Source organism: Halopseudomonas sp. (genome assembly GCF_041579695.1).
GTDB lineage: Bacteria > Pseudomonadota > Gammaproteobacteria > Pseudomonadales > Pseudomonadaceae > Halopseudomonas.
Map to the genome: position 1 here is coordinate 1 of NZ_JBFGFI010000015.1, position 20363 is coordinate 20363.

Consider the following 20363-nt stretch of genomic DNA (forward strand, 5'->3'; position numbering starts at 1 on the left):
CCCATCAGCACTGCCGCGCCGGTCAGTACCAGCAGCGCGCAGACGTGCCGATGCAGGAAGGATGAAGGCAACCAGAGCAGAATTCCCGCCAGCAACATGCAGAACAGGGCCGGCGCGCGCAGATTGTCCTGCGTGATGTTCAGTCTTTCGGTCAATAGAAACACCAACAATCCCTGGCCTGTGAGTGACAACGCCAAACCGATCTGATTGGCAAAGGGTTGCCCGCGACGGAACAACCACAGCGCCGCCAGAATCAGCAAGACACCGGCAACGCCCCGGCCGACCGTGCCCTCTATCAGCATCAGCCAGGGTCCGAGGAAGGCCAGAATAAAAAATAGCGAAGAAATCCAGGCGGCCAGCCCAAGCAACGCCGACAGCCACCAGGGGACCTGCGAACCTGCCAGCAGCTGTTCGCGCTGTCGGGCTTCAAGGTCCAGATGCCCGCCAAGCTGCCCCAGCAGTTCATTCAGCCAGTCACGCTTCATGCTTGCAGCTCCCGGGCCAGACGGGTGAGCCATACCGCAGACAGCGCGCTGCTGACCAGAACAAACAGTGCGACCGTGTTAATCAGCAGAAAGATGGCGTCTGCTTCAGCTGTCAGACGAACGAGCCCCGAGCTGCCGACCACGATCAACCAGAACAGCACCATTGACAGGATCGGTAGATCACGGCGTCGCTGGTGATAGAAAACCAGCATGCCTCCCGCTACCAGCAGGAATATGGGCACCAGCGGGGTATAGGCCCATTCCCACCAGGCGCCCGCGGCGCCACAGCCAAGGGCGGCCAGCACACCCAGGCAAGTCAGGCGCTGAACGGTCCGCCCGGGATTGAATAACAACATCCGACCGTGGAGTTCGAATACCAGCAGCAAAGCTCCATTGCTGACCGCCAGCACCAGCAAAATCTGATAGCCTTGCAGGCCTGAGAACAGATCCCGCCATTGTGTCTGGGCGAAAAATGCCAGCAGCGCAAGGTTGCCCACTGCCCAGAACAGGCCCCAGCTCGCTGCCGAGCCCGAAAGCCAGGCCCACGGGATCATCAGCACGGCCCACATCGCAAACAGCTGCCAGACATCTGCACCGGTCTGGTACGTCTGGCCGATCAACGCCAGCACCGCGCCTGTGGCAATGCAACACCCCAGCAGGGCCGAGCGGTAAAGCGTTGAGCCGGGCCGGGCGAAGACGGCTAGGAACGCAAAGCCGGTCAATCCAGCCAGGGCCAGTGCGAATTTTGCGAAACGATGCATCTCGGCCCAGTTCCAGGCAAAGAAGAAGATCACGCCCGCGCTGAGCAGCACAACGCCTGCGACAGTAGCCACACGCTCGAGCAGCTTCTGCCAGTGCAGCTCCTCGGGCGAAAGCGACGCCCGCGCGGCCAATGCGGACAGCTGCTCGCTGGTGAGCAGACCCTCCTCGGCCCAGGCCAGTATCTGTTCGTTCTGTCTGAGGCTGCGACTCACGCCGCATCGCCCCTGAGCTCCGCCACCCGCTGCTGTAATAATGGGGCAGTGGCCTCGCCCGCTGATACCGGGTCACCGGCAACAAGACACACGCGGGACCAGAAGCGGCGGAAGAATCCCTTGTTCGGGTCACGGCTAAAGAAACTGCCCCACAGGCCCCGCAACGCCATGGGGATCACCGGCACCGGGTTGTGCTCGAGGATTCTGGCTATGCCGTTGCGGAACTCGTTCATTTCGCCGTCGGCCGTCAGCCTGCCCTCGGGAAAGAGACAGACCACCTCGCCAGCATCCAGATAATCGGCAATCTGTCTGAACGCTGCTTCGTATATACCGGAATTTTCGTCCCTTGGCGCAATCGGAACCGCACCCGCCGTGCGAAAGACAAAATTGAGCACCGGCAGATCATAGATGCGGTAGTACATGACGAACCGCACCGGTCGCCTGACGGCGCCGCCAATCAGCATGGCATCGACGAAGGACACGTGATTGCATACCAGCAGGCAAGGCCCCTCCTCCGGGATCGCCTCCAGATTCTCATGCCGCACGCGATACAGCGAATGCCCGAGCAACCAGATCAGAAAACGCATGCCGAATTCCGGCACGATGCTGTAGATGTAAGCGCTGACCGCCACGTTCATCAACGAAATGACCAGAAACAGCTGCGGAATAGATAGCTCCGCTACCGTGAGCAGCACAATCGCGGTGACCGCGGAAAGCACCATCAGTAGCGCATTGAGAATATTATTGGCGGCGATTACCCGCGCCCGCTCATTCTCACTGGTTCGCGACTGGATAAGCGCATACAACGGCACGATGTAGAAACCGCCGAACACCCCGATACCCAGAATACAGCCCATCACCCACCAGGCCGAAGGCAGCGTCATCAGTTGCAGCCAGCCATAGGGCGCTGCAGCCGCCGGCACCCCGGTCGAGCTCCACCAGAGCAGAAGACCGAATACGGTCAGGCCCAGGGAGCCGAAAGGAACCAGGCCGATTTCCACCTTGCGCCCGGACATGCGCTCGCACAGCAGCGAGCCGGTCGCGATCCCGACCGAGAAAACCGTAAGAATGAGAGTTACCACACCCTCATCGCCATGCAGATAGTCCTTGGCGAACGCGGGAATCTGGGTCAGATAAGTCGCACCGAGAAACCAGAACCAGGAGTTGCCGAGCAGCGAGCGGGATACCGAGGGCACCTGCTTAACCAGTCCCAGGTGCAGAATCGCCCAGGACTGGCGGAAGATGTTCCAGTCGATCTTCAAATCCGGCATCGCAGCATGGGCCCGCGGTATCCAGAGGCTGACCAGAAAACCAAGCGTAGCCAGAATCAGCACCGAGCCGGCGACCCAGCCAGCCCAGGAAACCCCTGACATCAGCAGGCCCGCATACAGCGTGCCGCCGAGGATTGCCAGAAAGGTACCCATCTCGACCAGCGCGTTGCCGCCAATCAGTTCGTCCGGCTGCAGATGCTGCGGCAATATTGAGTATTTTACCGGGCCGAACAGCGCCGACTGGGTACCCATGGCAAAGAGCACGAACAGTAGCAACGGCAGACTGCCCAGTAGAAGGCCCGCTGCGCCGACCAGCATGATGCCGATCTCGCCAAGCTTGATGATGCGGATCAGCGCCTCCTTGGCAAATTTCTCACCAAATTGACCACCGAGCGCAGAAAAAAGAAAGAACGGCAGGATAAACAACATGGCACTGAGATTGATCAGTACGTTGCGATCGGCAAGCACGCTTATCTTGAACAGAATCGCCAGGATAAGCGCCTGCTTGAAGACATTGTCGTTGAACGCACCGAGGAACTGCGTCAGAAAAAACGGCAGGAAACGCCGTTTTCCCAACAGATTGAACTGAGATTGCTGTGCCATCCGGGCTCTATCCTTTTATGCCTGACCTTCCTGTTGGAGGCAGCATAACGGAACAAAGGCACATGCGGATACGGTTGCGCTTAGCCCGGGCGCTCGCTGGCGACCGACCGACCGGGCCAAGCGCTCTACCTCAGGGCTGGACCTCCAGGCGCACATTGCGACGCTGGATCCACTGGTGGATACGCTCGTGACGCGCCGATGTCAGCGGATAGTTCCAGGCGATGGCAAAGGCAATCATGTACAAGCTCACCGGCCCGAGAATGTACAGGACACGCAAGGCCATCAATTGAGTGTCGTCGTGGACTGATGCCTGGGCGTTAAAGCCGACCAGCCAGAGCAAACCCAACGACAGACCCAGCCCGAGCGCCATGGCCAGCTTTTGCGCCATGCCGGACATGGCGAAGAACAGACCGGTCCGATGCTCCTTGCTGCGCGCTGTATCCAGATCGACGATATCGGCCAGCATGGCCAGCGGCAGAAACTGGAACGCCGCGAAACAGAAGCCCTTGAGAGCAAACATGATGGCAAATGGCACCACCTGCCCCGCCTGTAGAAAGAACATGCCGAGGATACTTGCGCTGGATACCGCAACCGCCACACAGAAAGCCTTGTGCTTGCCGATCTTCTTGCCGAGGATCAACCAGAAAGGAATGCCGAGAATACCGATACCGAAGTAGATCAGGTACATCAGACCGATATAGGACTGGATCTGCAGCACGTGCTGCATGAAGAATACCGACAGCGCATTACGAAAGGACTCACCCGTGACCACGATCAGCAGCATCAGCATCATGCGCTTGAAGGGGCCATTGTACTTGAGCACTTTGAGGCCTTTTTTCCACTCGGTCTTTTGTACCGTTTTCGGAGGCGCTTCGCGAACAAAGGCCAGTGCCAGGAACACGGTGATCGGCAAGGTGAGGATAAACAACCAGGCCATCCCGCCAAGAATCGGGCCATACCCCCGGGTGAGCTCACCATCGGTGCCCAGGAGCCAAATGATGAAACGCATGAAGAAGCCATCGGTATGCCCCTCGGCAAACCGGCCGGCCATCGCCTGAATGATGGCGGGCGCCAGCGCCGCCAGAAACAGACCGATAAGCACATAACCTTCGCGGGACGCTGTCACCCTGCTGCGTTGGTGATAAAGCGGCGACAACTCGGCGCCCCAGGCGCCATAGGGGAGAGTCACCATGGTCCATCCCAGGTACATGAACACAGTCCAGAACAGCAGATGCCCAACGCCGACTCCTTCGGGCGGCATAAACAGCATCACCGTACCGATCAATACCAGTGGTGTGCCAGCAAAGATCCATGGCTTGCGGCGCCCAAAGCGGGTATTCCAACGGTCGCTGATAGTCCCGATCAGCGGGTCGGTTAAAACATCGGAAAAACGTGCCAGTACCAGTACCAGCGCTACCAGGCCCATGTTCATGCCGATTTCACCGGCATAGAACGGTGGCAGGTAAACGACCAATGGATAGCCAATGATGGCCAGAGGCATACCGATGGACCCATGGATCATCAGTGTCGAGCGCTTCAAGATCCCGTCTTGACTCATACTTCACTCCCGCCGAGATGGCTCGGGTTCAATCCCGAATACGGGATGCCCGGCCTGTTATTGTTATCCGAACCCTGGCTACTTCTGGCGCAATTCATCCATCTGCCGCACCATCGAGCGATAATTGTGTCTACTTGCCGATTCTAGAGCAGACGCGATGCAATACAACCAAAGTCGACCAAGCAGTCACCCACTGATCCGGTCTAGCCCTGGGATTGCCTAGCATGCCGGTCCAGATCGCCCGTCTGGCATAGCCTGGCGCCACTATCAGAAATTGCGATGCGCCATATTCAGCTGCTTTATGCATCTTTTTCGTCGGGAGACAGTCGTTCCGGAGATGAGTTCAACTCATTTTGGAACCCAACAGCCAATTTGTTGTCCAAATTCGGAACAGGAGAATGATATGAAAAACTGCCCCACCCGCCTTTCGGCTATCACGTTGATGCTCGCCCTTGGACTAAGCTCCACAGGCATCGGCGCCCAGCCACCCGAGAACCGTGGCAAACCTGATAAGCATCCAGGCAAACATGCCCAACATGCCAGCAAGGAGCATCGCGGCGACAAGGATCACGACCGGTACGAGCGAAACGATGAGCGCTACTACGAGCGCGATGATCGCTACGAGAGTCGTGACCGCCGTGATATCGACATTCAGGAAGCTGTCATTCGCGAGATATTTCGCGACCAGCGCGACTACATAGAGCCTGCGCGCTCGCTACCACCGGGCATCCAGAAGAATCTGGCGCGGGGCAAGCCGCTTCCTCCGGGAATTGCCAAGCAATTCGACGGTCGTGTGCAGTCGCGCCTACCGAGCTACCCGGGTTATGACTGGCGCCAGGTAGGTACTGATGCGGTGCTGATCGACGCTACCACTGGTATTGTCGAAGCCATTATTGCCAACGTTCTGCGATAGGAACCAGCCACGCCCCGGACCGGAAAAGACACATATTCCCGATGCGCAGCCAGCCCGGAGGTAATATCCTGGAAACTGCGCAGACAGGAATCATTATGTTCAACTATCACCCATACCCCCGCTGGAGGACGCTCCTGCTGGTCACGAGCGTTCTACTTCTCGCTGGCTGCAGTGCGAGCCGCCTGGCCTACAACAATCTCGACTGGCTGATCGGCTGGAAAGTCGATGACTATGTATCGCTGGACCGCAACCAGAAGCGCTGGCTCTCATCCCGAACCAGACAGCATCTGGCCTGGCATTGCAGCACGGAACTGCCCCGCTACCTACCCCTGCTGGATGAACTCGAATCCACTCTGGATGCCGCACACCTGGACGCGTCAATGCTGGTGGAGGGTCTGCCCCAGGTCGAAGCAGCGGCAGATCGACTCCTGCTTGAAACCGCCCCTACCGTTATTGGTCTTCTGCGTCAACTTGACGCCGGTCAGGTAAAAGAGCTGGCAATCAATCTGCAGGAAAAACACCGGGAACTGGAAGAGAAATACATCGAGCCCGATCTCACCACCCAGCATCAGGAACGGATTGAGCGGGCGCAGGAACGCCTGGAAGACTGGCTCGGCCCGCTCAACAGCCAACAGTATGCTCGCCTTTCGGACTGGGCTGCACAGCTGCAGGGGCACAACGGGATCTGGCTACAGAACCGACAGGCCTGGCAGCAGGCATTCGTGCAGGCATTGGCCAGCCGCGACGAAAGCGATTTTGATGAGCGCATCATCTCGCTGCTGATTGACCGGGAGCGCTACTGGATCACCGATTTCAAACGCATTGCCGCCGCGAACAGGGAGCATGGAACGCGCCTCGCGGCGGATCTGGTAAAAATGGCCAGCAGCAAACAGAAGGCGCATCTGACCCTTCGCTTCGATGGCCTGCGATCAGACATCGAGGCGTTGCGTTGCTCCGAAGCGTGACACCTGTCCTGCCCGGAGCGGCGCCTAACCCTGCAGCTCGGCCAGTATTTTTTCAAGCGCTAGGGCGGGTTCGGCTGCCCGGGTAATCGGCCGCCCTATGACCAGATAACTGCTGCCGTTGGTCATCGCCTGGGCGGGTGTAACGATCCGCTTCTGGTCGTCTGCACTGGCTTCGGCAGGGCGGATACCCGGTGTCACCAGCAAAAGCTCATCACCCAGCGCAGCGCGGAGCGCACGCGATTCGCGGGCAGAGCAAACCAGCCCATCGAGACCGCAATCCTGCGCCAGACGTCCAAGCCGCTGAACCTGCACCATCGGCTCGATATCCACGCCGACTTCCTGCAGGTCCTCCTGCTCCAGACTGGTCAGCACAGTAACCGCTATCAACAGGGGTCTGAGGCCCTGTCTGGCATGCAACGTTTCAGCGCATGCCTGCATCATCCGCCGACCGCCGCCGGCATGCACGTTGACCATCCAGACGCCAAGCTCCGCTGCGGCCCTGACTGCACTGGCCGTGGTATTGGGAATGTCGTGGAACTTGAGGTCCAGAAAGACCTCGAACCCGCGCTGATGCAACTGATCGATGACTGCCGGACCGCTGCTGGTAAACAGCTCCTTGCCCACCTTTAGCCGGCACTGCGCTGGGTCGAGCTGGTCGGCCAGCGCGATGGCTGAAGAGGCTTCGGGAAAATCCAGGGCAACTATTACCGGGGTATCGCAGGGCATGTATTTACCTATCCTGTAGAAAATATTGATAGTTTCAGGCCGTCTCGCGACCCTTTAGCGGCCTGATGGTCGACCAGCCATGACACGTCGGACACTGCCAGTGCAGGCGCTTGGCCATGAACCCGCAGGATGTGCAGCGGTAACGGTGCTTCGCCCGAACCAGCGCTTCAACGACCCCACGCAGGATGAGCAGGTTCTCCCTGCCCTTGCCCTCCACATGATCCAGATGCAGGTCGATAAGATACATAAGCCCCCGCAGCGAAGGCTGATTCTGTATATGCTGCAGCACAAACCGGCTGACGTCACCGATACTGCTGTTGGCGCGCATTTCATCGGCCCGGGCAAGCACTGTATCGATCAACGGCGGACCGTTCGCGATTGCCGAATCCAGATAATCGCCAAAATCCAGCGCGCCATTATCGGCGCTGCGACGTACCAGCGGCAAGGCTTCGGGCACCATATCTGCGTCTGTGCCGGCGAGGCGCTGCAACCAGCCGCCAGCATCCTTGTATCGCCCCAGGCCCTGCTCGAGCTCTGCCAGCATCAGGATGGCCCGGATACACCCTGGGTCTGCCCGCAGCGCATCCTGTAGATGCTTGCGCGCCTGTGCCTGCTCTTGCTGGCCGAGAGGCTGCCGGGCCATCTCGCAATAGTAGTGCGACAGGGTGATGGCGAAATCCGGGCGCTCACGTACCAGCTTTTCACCAACCACGGTCGCCTGCGCCCACTCATGCTCGCGTTCGTATACCTTGACCAGATCTACCAGCGCTTCGGCGCGCAACGGAGAGCCATTGTCTACCAGCTCTTCCAGCAGGCGCTCCGAGCGGTTGTGCATTCCCACCGCCAGGTAGTCGCGGGCCAGTTCCAGTTGCACATTGTCCGCCTGCAGCCGACTGAGGTTGGGCCGCGCAAGCAGGTTCTGATGGACTTTGATCGCCCGCTCCACATCGCCGCGCTGGCAGAACAACTTGCCAATGGCGATATGCGTCTCGACGGTTTCCGGGTTCACTTCCAGGGCCCGGATGAAGGTTTCGATCGCTTCGTCCGGCTGCTCGTTAAGGAGGTAGTTCAGTCCGATAAAGTATTGTCGGTCCAGTGCGCTGCCGTGGGGCTGAACCATGAAACCGACCTTGATCGCTTCCCGGCGGCCGAGAAACCAGCCTATACCGAGCGCCAGCACGAACAGTCCGAGGAACATCAGTTCCTGCATGAATATCAGCCTTTGATTGCCTGGGTACGAAGCTTGTCGATTTCCTTGCGATAGCGGTTCAGCTCATTGCTCTGCACCATCAGTTTCAGGCGCAGGCGCGTCGTAATAAGCCAGCCAATTAAAACGCCGAGCAGACTTCCGAGGATAAAGGCAACCACGACAAACAGGGAAAGAGGCATTGCCGGAGACTGCAGCTCAAGAAACTGGAGCTGAGTGCTCTGTTGATTTTCCAGAACAAAATCCAGAGTTGCCAGTGCGACTAGCAAGAGGAAGATAATTAGCACTGCGCGCTTCAGCCATTGCATACCACACCACTCCAGTCCATTCGTGTCTGGGCAGTATAGCGCAGTGCCGAGCGCCGGAGATACCGCTTCACGCCATCTGCAGTGACTCGTTGACCCGGTCACGCAGTTCCTTGCCGGGCTTGAAATGCGGCACGTACTTACCGTCCAGCTCTACCGAGTCGCCTGTTTTGGGGTTGCGTCCCACTCGCGGCGCCCGGTAATGCAAAGAGAAGCTGCCGAAACCGCGGATCTCGATCCGCTCCCCGGTCGCCAGCGCCTGCGACATGTGTTCCAGCATGGTCTTGATCGCCAACTCGACATCCTTGGCTGATAACTGCCCCTGTTGCTCGACTATGCGCTCGATCAACTCCGACTTGGTCATGATTTTCCTTTTTTATCAAGCGGCTAGATCTATTTTTATCGGTTTTAACACGCTTGGCAGGAAGCCGCAAGCTACAAGCACTCAGGCACAAAAAAGGGCGACCGAAGTCGCCCTTTTTCTGCTGGATCGCAAAGGCTTAGTTGCCCTTGTTTTCCATCTGCTGCTTGATCAGATCACCGATGGTGGTCGGACCGGAAGCGGCCATTTCCTGCTGACGCAGACCCTGGATCGCCTCTTTCTCGTCTTCAACATCCTTCGCCTTGATCGACAGGCTGATCACGCGGCTCTTGCGATCAATACTGATGATCTTGGCCTCGACTTCGTCGCCGACGTTCAGAACGTTACGTGCATCTTCAACGCGATCACGGCTGATTTCGGAGGCTTTCAGTGTGCCTTCGATTTCCTCGGCCAGGGTGATGATGGCGCCCTTGGCGTCAACTTCCTTGACGATACCGTTGAGGATGGTGCCCTTCTCGTTCAGGGAAGCGAAGTTGGAGAACGGATCGTCTTCCAGCTGCTTGATACCCAGGGAGATACGCTCACGCTCCGGATCAACCGACAGGATGACAGTCTCGATCTCGTCGCCCTTCTTGAAACGGCGTACGGCTTCTTCGCCAGCTTCGTTCCAGGAGATGTCGGACAGGTGAACCAGACCGTCGATGCCGCCGTCCAGACCAATGAAGATACCGAAATCGGTAATCGACTTGATCGAGCCGGAAATCTTGTCGCCCTTGTTGAACTTACTGGAGAACTCTTCCCACGGGTTCATCTTGCACTGCTTGATGCCCAGGGAGATACGACGACGGTCTTCGTCGATGTCCAGAACCATGACTTCCACTTCGTCGCCTACCTGAACGACCTTGGAAGGATGGATGTTCTTGTTGGTCCAATCCATTTCGGATACGTGTACCAGACCTTCAACGCCCTCTTCCAGCTCGGCAAAGCAGCCGTAGTCGGTGAGGTTGGTGACCTTGGCGGTAACACGAGTACCTTCAGGGTAACGACCGGTGATGGCGACCCATGGATCTTCACCCAGCTGCTTCAGACCCAGGGAGACGCGGTTGCGCTCGCGGTCGAATTTCAGCACCTTGACGTCGATCTCGTCGCCAACGTTGACGATCTCGGAAGGATGCTTGATACGCTTCCACGCCATGTCGGTGATGTGCAGCAGGCCGTCTACGCCGCCCAGATCGACGAATGCGCCGTAATCTGTGAGGTTCTTGACGATACCTTTGACAACCTGGCCTTCCTGCAGGGTTTCCAGCAGGGCTTCACGCTCGGCACTGTTCTCGGCTTCGAGGACGGCGCGGCGGGAAACAACAACGTTGTTGCGCTTCTGGTCAAGCTTGATGACCTTGAATTCCAGTTCCTTGCCTTCCAGGTGCGTGGTGTCGCGCACAGGGCGGACATCGACCAGCGAGCCTGGCAGGAACGCGCGGATAGTGTTGACGTCGACGGTAAAGCCACCTTTGACCTTGCCGTTGATAACACCCTTGACGATTTCTTCTGCGGCGAAAGCTGCTTCGAGGACTTTCCAGGATTCGGCACGCTTGGCCTTCTCGCGGGACAGTTTAGTTTCACCGAAACCGTCTTCAACGGCTTCCAGTGCAACGTGAACCTCATCACCCACATTGACCGTCAGCTCGCCCTGATCGTTCAGGAACTGCTCACGGGGGATGACACCTTCGGACTTCAAGCCAGCATGAACGGTGACCCAATCGGAGTCGATGTCCACGATGATACCGGTGATGATCGAACCCGGCTGCATGTCGAGGTTTTCTAGACTTTCTTCAAAAAGTTCGGCAAAGCTTTCGCTCATTTGGAATCCTGTAAATGGTTATAAAGGCAGTAACCGCCTGGCCGCTTGCTTCGCGCGCCCTGCAGCCGACATACCCGCCACATCACCAGCTGATGTGGGTTGATTATTAAATGTCCGTTGCCGGCCAGGCTGGTTTTCCGGCAGCGGATGTCCTGATCAGCTCTGCAGGTCGCGCTTGCGCGCCTCCGACAGAACGGTTTCAAGTACTTCTTCAATCGACAGGCTGGTCGAATCAAGAACGATTGCATCGTCAGCCGGACGCAAAGGCGCCACGCTGCGATTCATATCGCGCTCGTCACGCGCCAGAATCTCATCGAGAAGACTCGCCAGATTAGCAGCTTCGCCCTTTTCGAGCAACTGCTTGTAGCGCCGCTCGGCACGGATATGCGGGCTGGCGGTCAGAAAGATTTTCAGATCGGCATCGGCAAACACGACCGTACCCATATCACGGCCGTCGGCAACCAGGCCTGGCGCCTCGCGGAACGCCTGCTGACGCTGCAGCAACGCATCCCGAACAACCGGAATCGAGGCCACCTGGGAAGCACCGGTTCCCATGGATTCGGTCCGTATTGCGCGCGTTACCTCCTCGCCCTCGAGGATGATGCGTTGCTCCCGGTTGCCGTTATCGGCCAGAAATTGCACGTCGAGGTGCGCTGCCATGGTCTTGAGCGCCTCCTCATTGGTGAGATCCACCCCGTGATTCTGCGCAGCAAAGGCCAGCAACCGGTAAAGGGCGCCGGAATCCAGTAGATTCCAGCCGAGCCTGGCGGCCAGCAAGCCTGCAATCGTGCCTTTGCCGGACCCGCCGGGCCCGTCGATGGTGATGACCGGTATGGCTTGATCTGTCACGCGCTCTCCTCCAGCCGGACCATGATGCCGACCGAACTGGCCAGCTCCACAAAGCCCGGGAATGATGTCGCCACATTGGCGCAATCGTTGATATGTATGTCATGCAGCGCACGCAGCGAAGCGACGCTGAATGCCATTGCAATACGGTGATCACCATGGCTTTCGACTGCACCGCCCTGCATCTGGCCGCCATCGATGACAATGCCGTCATGTGTCGGCTCCGCGTGGATGCCCAGCGTCTGCAATCCGTCGGCCATGACCTGGATACGATCGGACTCCTTGACCCGAAGCTCCTCCGCGCCGCGCAGGATCGTGCGGCCCTCGGCGCAGGCCGCCGCTATGAACAACACGGGGAACTCGTCGATCGCCAGGGGTACCTGGTCGACCGGGATATCGATCCCCTTGAGCGCCGCGTGGCGAATCCGGATATCGGCGACGGGTTCGCCGCCCACTTCGCGCTCGCTCTCCAGAGTGATATCGCCACCCATCTCGCGCAGGATATTGATCACACCGATGCGGGTCGGGTTGATACCGACATGCTCCAGAAGCAGGTTCGAGCCTTCGGCAATGCTTGCTGCCACCATGAAAAAAGCCGCCGATGAAATATCAGCCGGCACGTCGATCTTGCATGCGGTCAGCTTGTGACCCGGCTCGATGGTGACTTTCGCTCCCTCGACCAAAACCGGATAGCCGAAGCCCTTGAGCATTCGCTCGGTATGGTCGCGGGTGGGGGCCGGCTCGATCACCGAGGTACTGCCCGAGGCATACAGCCCGGCGAGCAGCAGGCAGGATTTAACCTGGGCGCTGGCCATAGGCATGCTGTAATCCATGCCTACCAGACGGCTGTCGCCCTGAATATGCAGCGGCGGACGACCGTCTTCACCGGTCTCGATGCGCGCTCCCATTTCCCGCAACGGCTTGGCTACCCGACCCATCGGACGATTGGACAGGGAAATGTCGCCGGTCAGCACGCTGTCGAACTGCTGCCCTGCGAGCAAGCCTGAAAGCAGGCGCATCGAGGTACCCGAGTTACCCACATACAGCGGACCGGGCGGTGCCTGCAGGCCATGCAGGCCAACGCCGTTGATCGTTACGCGGCCGTGGTGCGGACCTTCGATAACCACTCCCATGTCGCGAAACGCCTGAAGCGTGGCCAGGCTGTCCTCTCCCTCAAGAAAGCCCTCGACCTGAGTAATACCCTCGGCCAGCGAACCAAGCATGATCGAACGGTGGGAAATGGATTTGTCACCCGGTACGCGGATCGTGCCCTGCACGCATCCGCCGGGACTGGCGATGAAATTCACGATTTGAGTCTGCATAGGTTCCACATAGGCCCTGCGGGCCAGAATATTGCTGAAATGTTCGCGGGCCGATTTGGCCCGGGTAAAGACGCCCAGTAATGCCTTGGCATCCCCCTCTTCTATTGCCGAGCGCAATCGGTCCAGATCCCGGGTAAAGGCATCCAGACTACGCAGTACCGCGCCCTGATTAGCTAGGAAGATATCCCGCCACATCGTCGGGTCACTGGCGGCAATCCGGGTGAAGTCACGAAACCCGCCAGCCGCGTAGCGAAAAATCTCAAGGTTCTCGCTGCGCGACGCCAGCGTGTCCACCAGCGAGAACGCCAGCAGATGGGGCAGATGGCTGGTCGCCGCCAGCACTTCATCGTGGTCGGCGAGCGCCATATGCTCAACGTCAGCGCCCAGCGCCTGCCAGAGCTCACTGACCTTCGCCAGCGCCTGCGGATCCGTCTGCTCCAGCGGCGTCAGAATGACCTTGTGTCGCTGAAACAACGTTGTGTTCGCCGCTTCGACACCACTACGCTCGGACCCGGCGATCGGATGCCCCGGCACAAAACACGCCGGCACCTGGCCAAAGGCCCTGGCCACTGCCTCTACCACCGCACCCTTGGTGCTGCCGACGTCGGTAATGACCGCAGACCCGAGATCCAGTTCCGCCAACTGCGTGAGCACTTTCTCCATCGCCAGGATAGGAACCGCCAGCATGATCAGGTCAGCACCGGATACGGCTTCTTCCAGACTGCCGGCCATGCTGTCGACCACGCCCAGCGGGACCGCCAGATTGCAGGTCAGAGGGTCGGGGTCATAACCGATGACTTCCCCACACAGATTCGCCTCACGCACGCCCTTGGCAAAGGACCCGCCGATCAGACCCAGGCCAATGATAGCCACGCGCCCGATTGTGCCCGCAGCATATGACAGTTGATCGCGATTACTCATTCAACAGGGCCTGCTTCAGCACATCAAGCAAGCGCTGATTTTCCTCCGGCAAGCCGATGGACACTCGCAGGTGATCAGGCATGCCGTAATTGGCGACCGGGCGCACAATCACGCCTTGGCGCAACAGGCTCTGAAACACCGGTCCCGCCTCACGCCCCAGATCCACTGCGATAAAGTTGCCGCGCGAGGGAATCCATTGCAGCTTCAGCGCAGCAAAGCCCGCCTCGAGCTGGGCCATGCCCTCGCGATTGACCCGCCGGCTTTCAGCCAGATAGGCATCATCCGCAAGAGTCGCCAGTGCGGCTGCCTGGGCCAGGCTGTTGACATTGAAAGGCTGACGAACCCGGTTCATCGCATCGGCTATCGCCGGCTGGCAGATACCGTAGCCCACGCGTAGTGCGGCGAGACCATAAGCCTTGGAAAAGGTCCGTGACACCAGCAGATTGGGATACTGACTCAGATAATCCAGGCCGTTGGGTACGTCGGTGGTTTCGACATACTCGGTATAGGCCTCATCGAGCACAACAATCACCTGCTCCGGTACACGGGCAAGAAAGCGCTCGAGCTCGCCCCGCTCGATCCAGGTGCCGGTCGGGTTGTTCGGGTTGGCAACGAATACCAGACGGGTGTCCACGGTAACCGCAGCGGCCATCGCGTCCAGGTCATGCCCCCAGTTCTTGGCCGGCACCACGACTGCGCGAGCGCCCACCGCCTGGGTGACGATCGGATAGACCGCGAAGGCATGCTCACTGAAGACCACTTCGTGCTGCGGACCTACGAAGGCGCGCGTGACCAGCTCGAGGATATCGTTGGAGCCATTGCCGAGGGTGATCATCGCCGGACTCACCGCCAGACGGGCGGAAAGCGCCTGTTTCAGCGCAAAGCCATTACCGTCCGGGTAACGGGTCATTTCCGGCAGTGCTGCCTGAATCGCAGCTATGGCCCTGGGACTGGGGCCGAGCGGGTTCTCGTTGCTTGCCAGCTTGACGATATCTGCGGGATTGAGCCCGAATTCACGGGCCAACTCTTCTACCGGCTTGCCTGGCACATAGGGGGACAGCTTTTGCACGCCTGGCTGCGCCAGGGCAAGGAAATCGCAGGTCATGAGACACGCCTCAAGCTATAAGCTGCAAGCCACAAGCCTTATCGCGCTGCCATTACTTGCAGCTTGCGGCTTGTAGCTCATTGCTATGGATTCAGAGTACCGCCTTGGGATACGACCCCAGCACCTTGAGCGCGACGGACTCGTCATTGATCTTCTCCAGCGCATCCTTGATCAACGGGTCGTGCTGGTGACCGAAGAAGTCGATGAAGAAGACGTAGGTCCATTTGCCGCTGCGTGAGGGCCTGGTTTCGATCCGCGACAGGTCAACGCCGTTGTTGTGGAACGGCTGGAGTAGATGGTGCAGTGCGCCCGGCTTGTTGCGCATGGAGACAATCACCGAGGTCTTGTCGTCGCCGGTTGGCGGGACCATCTGGCTGCCAATGATCAGAAAACGCGTCGAGTTGTCCGGCCGGTCCTCAATCTTCTCGGCAATCTTGCTCAACCCGTAGAGCTCACAGGCCATATCGCCGGCAATCGCAGCAGAATTCCACTCACCCTTGACTCGCTTGGCAGCCTCAGCATTGCTGGAAACCGCCACACGCTCGACGTTCGGGTAGTGCGCGTCGAGCCATTTGCGACACTGCGCGAGAGATTGAGCGTGGGAATACACCCGGGAAATCTTGTCGGTCTTGGTGTTCTCGCCGATCAACAGGTGATGGTGAATACGCAGCTCCACCTCGCCACAGATGACCATGTCGTGCTCGAGAAAACTGTCCAGCGTATGGTTGATAGCGCCTTCGGTGGAATTCTCCACCGGCACCACACCGAACTGCACCGCACCTGCGGCCACTTCGCGGAATATTTCGTCGATCGCCGCCATCGGCACGCTGATCACCGAGTGACCGAAATGCTTGATTGCCGCCGCCTGGGTAAAGGTACCTTCCGGCCCCAGATAAGCGACCTTGAGCGGCTGCTCCAACGCCAGGCAGGCAGACATGATCTCACGGAACAGCCGGGCCATCTCCTCGTTGTCCAGCGGACCCTTGTTCAATTCCATGATGTGCTTGAGCACCCAGGCTTCGCGTTCCGGACGATAGAACACCGGCTCGCTGCCGGCGGGCAGTGACTTCTGCTTGACCTGAGCCACCGTTTGCGCGCAGTGGGCGCGCTCGCTGATCAGGTCGAGAATCTTCTCGTCCAGTGAATCGATGCGCTTGCGCAGCGCCTTGAGTTGGTCTTCGTCAGACATGCCAATCAGCCCTGTTGCTTTTCGAACTCGGCCATATAGGCCACCAGCGCATCGACCGCTTCCTGGGAAACGGCGTTGTAAATCGAAGCACGCATGCCACCGACAGAGCGGTGGCCCTTCAGATTGAGCAGGCCGCGCTCTTCAGCACCCTTGAGAAACGGCTTGTCCAGACGGTCATCAGCCAACCGGAAGGGCACGTTCATCCATGAGCGGTCCGCCGGATTGATCGGGTTGCTGTACAGCTCGCTGGTATCGATAGCCTGATACAGCGAGTGCTGCTTGGCGTTGTTGATTCGCTCCATCGCCTCCAGACCGCCCTGCTCCTTGAGCCACTTGAAGATCAGGCCCGCCAGATACCAGCCAAAAGTGGGCGGCGTGTTGTACATCGAACCGTTCTTCGCCGCTATCGCGTAATCGAGCATGGTCGGGCAACTGGAACGTGCTTCGCCCAGCATATCTTCGCGCACGATCACCACGACCAGGCCGCTGGGACCGATATTTTTCTGAGCGCCGGCATAGATCATGCCGAACTTGGAGACGTCCAGCGGTCGTGACAGGATCGTCGAGGACATGTCTGCAATCAGCGGCTTGTCACCCACCTGCGGAATCCAGCCGAACTCGAGCCCGCCGATGGTTTCGTTGGGCGTGTAGTGCACGTAGGACGCAGCATCGGACAGATCCCAGTCGTTCTGCCCCGGGATAGCAAAGTAATCATGCGCCTTCGCGCTGGCAGCCACATTGACGTGTCCGTAACGTGACGCTTCCTCGATCGCCTTGGCAGACCAGATGCCGGTATCAATGTAATCGGCACTGCCGCCTTCGGGCATGAAGTTCAGCGGAATCTGCGCAAATTGCTGGCTCGCCCCGCCCTGCAAAAACAGCACCCGGTAATCTTCGGGAATGCTCAGCAAGTCCCGCAGATCCTGCTCGGCAGTCTCCGCCACGCTGGTGAACTCCTCGCTGCGATGGCTCATCTCCATCACGGAGAGGCCCTTGCCATGCCAGTCGAGCAATTCGGCCTGCGCCTGCTTCAGCACGGCTTCGGGCAGCGCGGCCGGGCCAGCGCAGAAATTGAACAGTCGCTTGCTCACGTCAGCTATTACTCCTGATCATTATCGGTTGCTTCAACATCATCGACCGGGCCGATAGGCGCGCCTTCGCTGACGATGGCGCCCTCTATCTCGCCACCTGCGTGATGAATATCCTCTTCTTCCTCGGATGGCTCCTGGATGCGTTCGAGCCCCACCAGCTTCTCATCGCTAGCAACCTTGATCAGCGTCACGCCCTGGGTGTTACGCGACAGACTGGAGACCTCAGCAACCCGGGTACGCACCAGCGTGCCCTGGTCGGAAATCAGCATGATCTCCTCGCCGTCGACCACCTGCACAGCGCCGACCAGTGGGCCGTTACGCTCGTTGCTGACCATCGCGATCACGCCCTGGCCGCCCCGCTTGTACTGCGGGAACTCTTCCACAGCGGTGCGCTTGCCATAACCGCGAGCCGAAGCGGTCAGAATCTGCGTGCCTTCCTCGACGATGATCATCGAGATCAGTTTCTGATCACCCGCCAATCGCATACCGCGCACACCGCGGGCAGTGCGGCCCATGGCGCGCACGTCGGTTTCCTTGAAGCGGGTTACCTTGCCGCCGTCGGAAAACAGCATGACTTCGCGCTCGCCGTCGGTGATAGCTGCAGAGATCAGCTTGTCGCCTTCGTCCAGATCGAGGGCGATCAGACCGACACTGCGCTGACGGCTGAACTGCTCCAGCGGCGTTTTCTTGACCGTGCCGTTGGCAGTCGCCATGAAGATGAACCAGCCGGCGGTATATTCGTCGACCGGCAGCATCGCACTGATGAACTCGCCTTGATCCAGCGGCAGCAGGTTGACCAGCGGCCGGCCACGCGCGGCGCGGGACGCCTCGGGTATTTCATAGGTCTTGAGCCAATAGACCTTGCCCTTGCTGGAGAACAGCAGCAGCGTGGTATGGCTGTGGGCAACCAGCAGGTGGGACACGTAATCCTCATCCTTGACGCCGGTCGCCGCCTTGCCACGCCCGCCGCGGCGCTGGGCCTGGTAGTCAGCCAGCGGCTGGCTCTTGGCGTAACCGCCGTGAGAAATAGTAACGACCCGCTCTTCTTCGGTAATCAGGTCGGCTAGCGACAAATCCAGACGCGAAGCCAGGATCTCGGTGCGGCGCTCGTCGCCGAAGTTGGTGCGGATCAGCTCCAGCTCTTCAACGATGACTTCCATCAGCCGTTCCTGGCTGTTGAGGATACGCAACAGCTCGCCAATCTGAGTGAGGATCTCCTGGTATTCGGCCAGCAGCTTCTCGTGCTCCAGACCCGTAAGGCGATGCAGACGCAAGTCGAGAATCGCCTGGGCCTGTTCGGCCGACAGGAAATACTTGCCATCGCGCAGGCCGAACTGCTCGTCCAGCCCATCCGGGCGACAGGCGTCGGCACCTGCGCGCTCGACCATCTCGATTACCGCACCTGGCTCCCACGGATTGGCGATCAGCCTTTCCTTGGCTTCGGCCGGGGTGGGCGATGCCTTGATCAGCGCAATGACCGGATCGATGTTGGTCAGCGCAACTGCCTGACCTTCCAGAATATGGCCACGCTCGCGCGCCTTGCGCAGCTCATAGACGGTACGGCGGGTAACCACTTCGCGACGATGCCGGATAAAGGCATCGAGCAGCTCTTTCAGGTTGAGAATGCGCGGCTGGCCATCGAGCAGACCAACGATGTTGATGCCGAACACGTTCTGCATCTGCGTCTGGGTATAGAGGTTGTTGAGAACCACCTCGGCCACGTCGCCCCGGCGGATCTCGATAACCACGCGCATACCATCCTTGTCGGACTCGTCGCGCAGCTCGGTGATGCCTTCGATCTTCTTTTCCTTGACCAGCTCGGCGATCTTTTCGATCAGCCGGGCCTTGTTCAGCTGATACGGCAGCTCATTGATGATGATCTGCTGCCGGCCGCCAACCTTGTCGATGTCCTCGATAATGCAGCGAGCCCGTACATAGATGCGGCCACGGCCGGTCTTGTAGGCCTCGACGATACCGGCCCGGCCGTTGATGATACCGGCGGTGGGGAAATCCGGGCCCGGGATATGCTCCATCAGGTCGTCGATGGACATGTCCGGGTCCTGGATCAGCGCGAGGCAGGCATTGATCACTTCAGTCAGGTTGTGCGGCGGAATATTGGTCGCCATGCCTACTGCGATGCCGCTGGAACCATTGACCAGCAGGTTCGGTACCTTGGTCGGCAGCACTGCGGGAATCTGTTCGGTGCCGTCGTAGTTGGGCACCCAATCGACGGTTTCCTTGTCCAGATCGGCCAGCAGTTCGTGGGCCAGCTTGGTCATGCGAATTTCGGTGTAACGCATGGCGGCGGCGTTATCACCGTCGACCGAGCCGAAGTTGCCCTGACCGTCCACCAGCAGATAGCGAAGCGAGAAAGGCTGCGCCATACGTACGATCGTGTCGTAGACCGCGGAGTCGCCGTGCGGGTGATACTTACCGATCACGTCGCCCACCACACGGGCTGATTTCTTGTAGGGCTTGTTCCAGTCGTTCTTCAATTCGCTCATCGCGAACAACACGCGACGGTGCACCGGCTTGAGCCCGTCACGCACGTCCGGCAGTGCCCGGCCAACGATTACGCTCATCGCGTAATCGAGGTAGGACTGCTTCAGCTCATCTTCGATATTGACTGGAAGGATTTCTTTGGCCAGTTCACCCATGAAACGGCATTCCTTTTATTGTCGGCAACATGACGATGCCCA

The 20363-nt window shown here is 59.1% G+C and carries 17 protein-coding genes; 2 read left to right on the plus strand and 15 right to left on the minus strand.

What is annotated here, in order from left to right; translation table 11 throughout:
* The 4 genes from ABYA88_RS05250 to ABYA88_RS05265 all read right to left on the minus strand — a co-directional run.
* Positions 1-485: DUF4401 domain-containing protein (locus ABYA88_RS05250; protein WP_373185919.1), on the minus strand; the 485-nt coding region annotated here is incomplete at its 3' end.
* Positions 482-1459, minus strand: a complete 978-nt coding sequence (locus ABYA88_RS05255) for a DUF2157 domain-containing protein (protein WP_373185920.1) — start codon at positions 1457-1459, stop codon at positions 482-484. The genes ABYA88_RS05255 and ABYA88_RS05250, both read right to left, overlap by 4 nt.
* Positions 1456-3333, minus strand: a complete 1878-nt coding sequence (locus ABYA88_RS05260) for an MFS transporter (RefSeq protein ID WP_373185921.1) — start codon at positions 3331-3333, stop codon at positions 1456-1458. Before ABYA88_RS05260 ends, ABYA88_RS05255 begins: the two co-directional genes overlap by 4 nt.
* Positions 3334-3463: 130 nt before the next feature.
* Complete coding sequence (locus ABYA88_RS05265; protein ID WP_373185922.1) at positions 3464-4891, minus strand: MFS transporter; 1428 nt, start codon at positions 4889-4891, stop codon at positions 3464-3466.
* Positions 4892-5294: 403 nt separating this feature from the next.
* Here ABYA88_RS05265 and ABYA88_RS05270 point away from each other — a divergent pair, with 403 nt between their 5' ends.
* Positions 5295-5804 (plus strand): anti-virulence regulator CigR family protein, encoded by a 510-nt coding sequence (locus tag ABYA88_RS05270; protein ID WP_373185923.1) that lies wholly within the window; start codon positions 5295-5297, stop codon positions 5802-5804.
* A 95-nt stretch (positions 5805-5899) separates the two neighbouring features.
* A complete protein-coding gene (locus ABYA88_RS05275; RefSeq protein WP_373185924.1) occupies positions 5900-6769 on the plus strand; it encodes a DUF6279 family lipoprotein in 870 nt (289 codons plus the stop codon).
* 24 nt (positions 6770-6793) lie between these two features.
* Here ABYA88_RS05275 and pyrF read toward each other — a convergent pair whose 3' ends face one another.
* The 11 genes from pyrF to gyrA all read right to left on the minus strand — a co-directional run bounded on the left by pyrF (position 6794) and on the right by gyrA (position 20321).
* Positions 6794-7495 (minus strand): orotidine-5'-phosphate decarboxylase, encoded by a 702-nt coding sequence (gene pyrF, locus ABYA88_RS05280; RefSeq protein WP_373185925.1) that lies wholly within the window; start codon positions 7493-7495, stop codon positions 6794-6796.
* Between the two features lie 34 nt (positions 7496-7529).
* The gene (gene lapB / locus ABYA88_RS05285) at positions 7530-8705 is read right to left on the minus strand and encodes a lipopolysaccharide assembly protein LapB (RefSeq protein ID WP_373185926.1); all 1176 of its coding nucleotides are present in this window, start codon (positions 8703-8705) and stop codon (positions 7530-7532) included.
* A gap of 5 nt (positions 8706-8710) precedes the next feature.
* Positions 8711-9010: a lipopolysaccharide assembly protein LapA domain-containing protein gene (locus ABYA88_RS05290; protein WP_373185927.1), complete on the minus strand. Its 300-nt coding sequence runs from the start codon at positions 9008-9010 to the stop codon at positions 8711-8713.
* Positions 9011-9077: 67 nt separating this feature from the next.
* On the minus strand, positions 9078-9371 hold the full coding sequence (gene ihfB, locus ABYA88_RS05295) for an integration host factor subunit beta (RefSeq protein ID WP_150277390.1): 294 nt from the start codon (positions 9369-9371) through the stop codon (positions 9078-9080).
* Between the two features lie 136 nt (positions 9372-9507).
* Entirely contained in the window at positions 9508-11190 is a 1683-nt protein-coding gene (gene rpsA / locus ABYA88_RS05300) for a 30S ribosomal protein S1 (RefSeq protein ID WP_373185928.1), read from the minus strand.
* 156 nt (positions 11191-11346) lie between these two features.
* On the minus strand, positions 11347-12039 hold the full coding sequence (cmk, locus tag ABYA88_RS05305) for a (d)CMP kinase (RefSeq protein WP_373185929.1): 693 nt from the start codon (positions 12037-12039) through the stop codon (positions 11347-11349).
* A complete protein-coding gene (locus tag ABYA88_RS05310; protein WP_373185930.1) occupies positions 12036-14279 on the minus strand; it encodes a bifunctional prephenate dehydrogenase/3-phosphoshikimate 1-carboxyvinyltransferase in 2244 nt (747 codons plus the stop codon). Before ABYA88_RS05310 ends, cmk begins: the two co-directional genes overlap by 4 nt.
* Positions 14272-15384 carry a histidinol-phosphate transaminase gene (gene hisC / locus ABYA88_RS05315; protein ID WP_373185931.1) on the minus strand — a complete coding sequence of 371 codons (1113 nt, stop codon included), beginning with the start codon at positions 15382-15384 and terminating at the stop codon, positions 14272-14274. The genes ABYA88_RS05310 and hisC overlap by 8 nt, the downstream gene beginning before the upstream one ends.
* 91 nt (positions 15385-15475) lie before the next feature.
* Entirely contained in the window at positions 15476-16573 is a 1098-nt protein-coding gene (gene pheA, locus ABYA88_RS05320) for a prephenate dehydratase (RefSeq protein WP_373185932.1), read from the minus strand.
* Between the two features lie 5 nt (positions 16574-16578).
* Positions 16579-17664 (minus strand): 3-phosphoserine/phosphohydroxythreonine transaminase, encoded by a 1086-nt coding sequence (gene serC / locus ABYA88_RS05325; protein ID WP_373185933.1) that lies wholly within the window; start codon positions 17662-17664, stop codon positions 16579-16581.
* Between the two features lie 8 nt (positions 17665-17672).
* Positions 17673-20321 (minus strand): DNA gyrase subunit A, encoded by a 2649-nt coding sequence (gyrA, locus tag ABYA88_RS05330; protein WP_373185934.1) that lies wholly within the window; start codon positions 20319-20321, stop codon positions 17673-17675.
* Positions 20322-20363: the final 42 nt, after the last annotated feature.

What these genes read in the sequence shown, in the direction of transcription:
- pyrF (WP_373185925.1), bottom strand. Translation starts at nt 7,495, where the DNA reads ATGCCCTGCGATACCCCGGTAATAGTTGCCCTGGATTTTCCCGAAGCC.
- ihfB (WP_150277390.1), bottom strand. Translation starts at nt 9,371, where the DNA reads ATGACCAAGTCGGAGTTGATCGAGCGCATAGTCGAGCAACAGGGGCAG.
- ABYA88_RS05260 (WP_373185921.1), bottom strand. Translation starts at nt 3,333, where the DNA reads ATGGCACAGCAATCTCAGTTCAATCTGTTGGGAAAACGGCGTTTCCTG.
- pheA (WP_373185932.1), bottom strand. Translation starts at nt 16,573, where the DNA reads ATGTCTGACGAAGACCAACTCAAGGCGCTGCGCAAGCGCATCGATTCA.
- rpsA (WP_373185928.1), bottom strand. Translation starts at nt 11,190, where the DNA reads ATGAGCGAAAGCTTTGCCGAACTTTTTGAAGAAAGTCTAGAAAACCTC.
- ABYA88_RS05290 (WP_373185927.1), bottom strand. Translation starts at nt 9,010, where the DNA reads ATGCAATGGCTGAAGCGCGCAGTGCTAATTATCTTCCTCTTGCTAGTC.
- ABYA88_RS05310 (WP_373185930.1), bottom strand. Translation starts at nt 14,279, where the DNA reads ATGAGTAATCGCGATCAACTGTCATATGCTGCGGGCACAATCGGGCGC.
- ABYA88_RS05265 (WP_373185922.1), bottom strand. Translation starts at nt 4,891, where the DNA reads ATGAGTCAAGACGGGATCTTGAAGCGCTCGACACTGATGATCCATGGG.
- hisC (WP_373185931.1), bottom strand. Translation starts at nt 15,384, where the DNA reads ATGACCTGCGATTTCCTTGCCCTGGCGCAGCCAGGCGTGCAAAAGCTG.
- ABYA88_RS05275 (WP_373185924.1), top strand. Translation starts at nt 5,900, where the DNA reads ATGTTCAACTATCACCCATACCCCCGCTGGAGGACGCTCCTGCTGGTC.
- gyrA (WP_373185934.1), bottom strand. Translation starts at nt 20,321, where the DNA reads ATGGGTGAACTGGCCAAAGAAATCCTTCCAGTCAATATCGAAGATGAG.
- lapB (WP_373185926.1), bottom strand. Translation starts at nt 8,705, where the DNA reads ATGCAGGAACTGATGTTCCTCGGACTGTTCGTGCTGGCGCTCGGTATA.
- ABYA88_RS05270 (WP_373185923.1), top strand. Translation starts at nt 5,295, where the DNA reads ATGAAAAACTGCCCCACCCGCCTTTCGGCTATCACGTTGATGCTCGCC.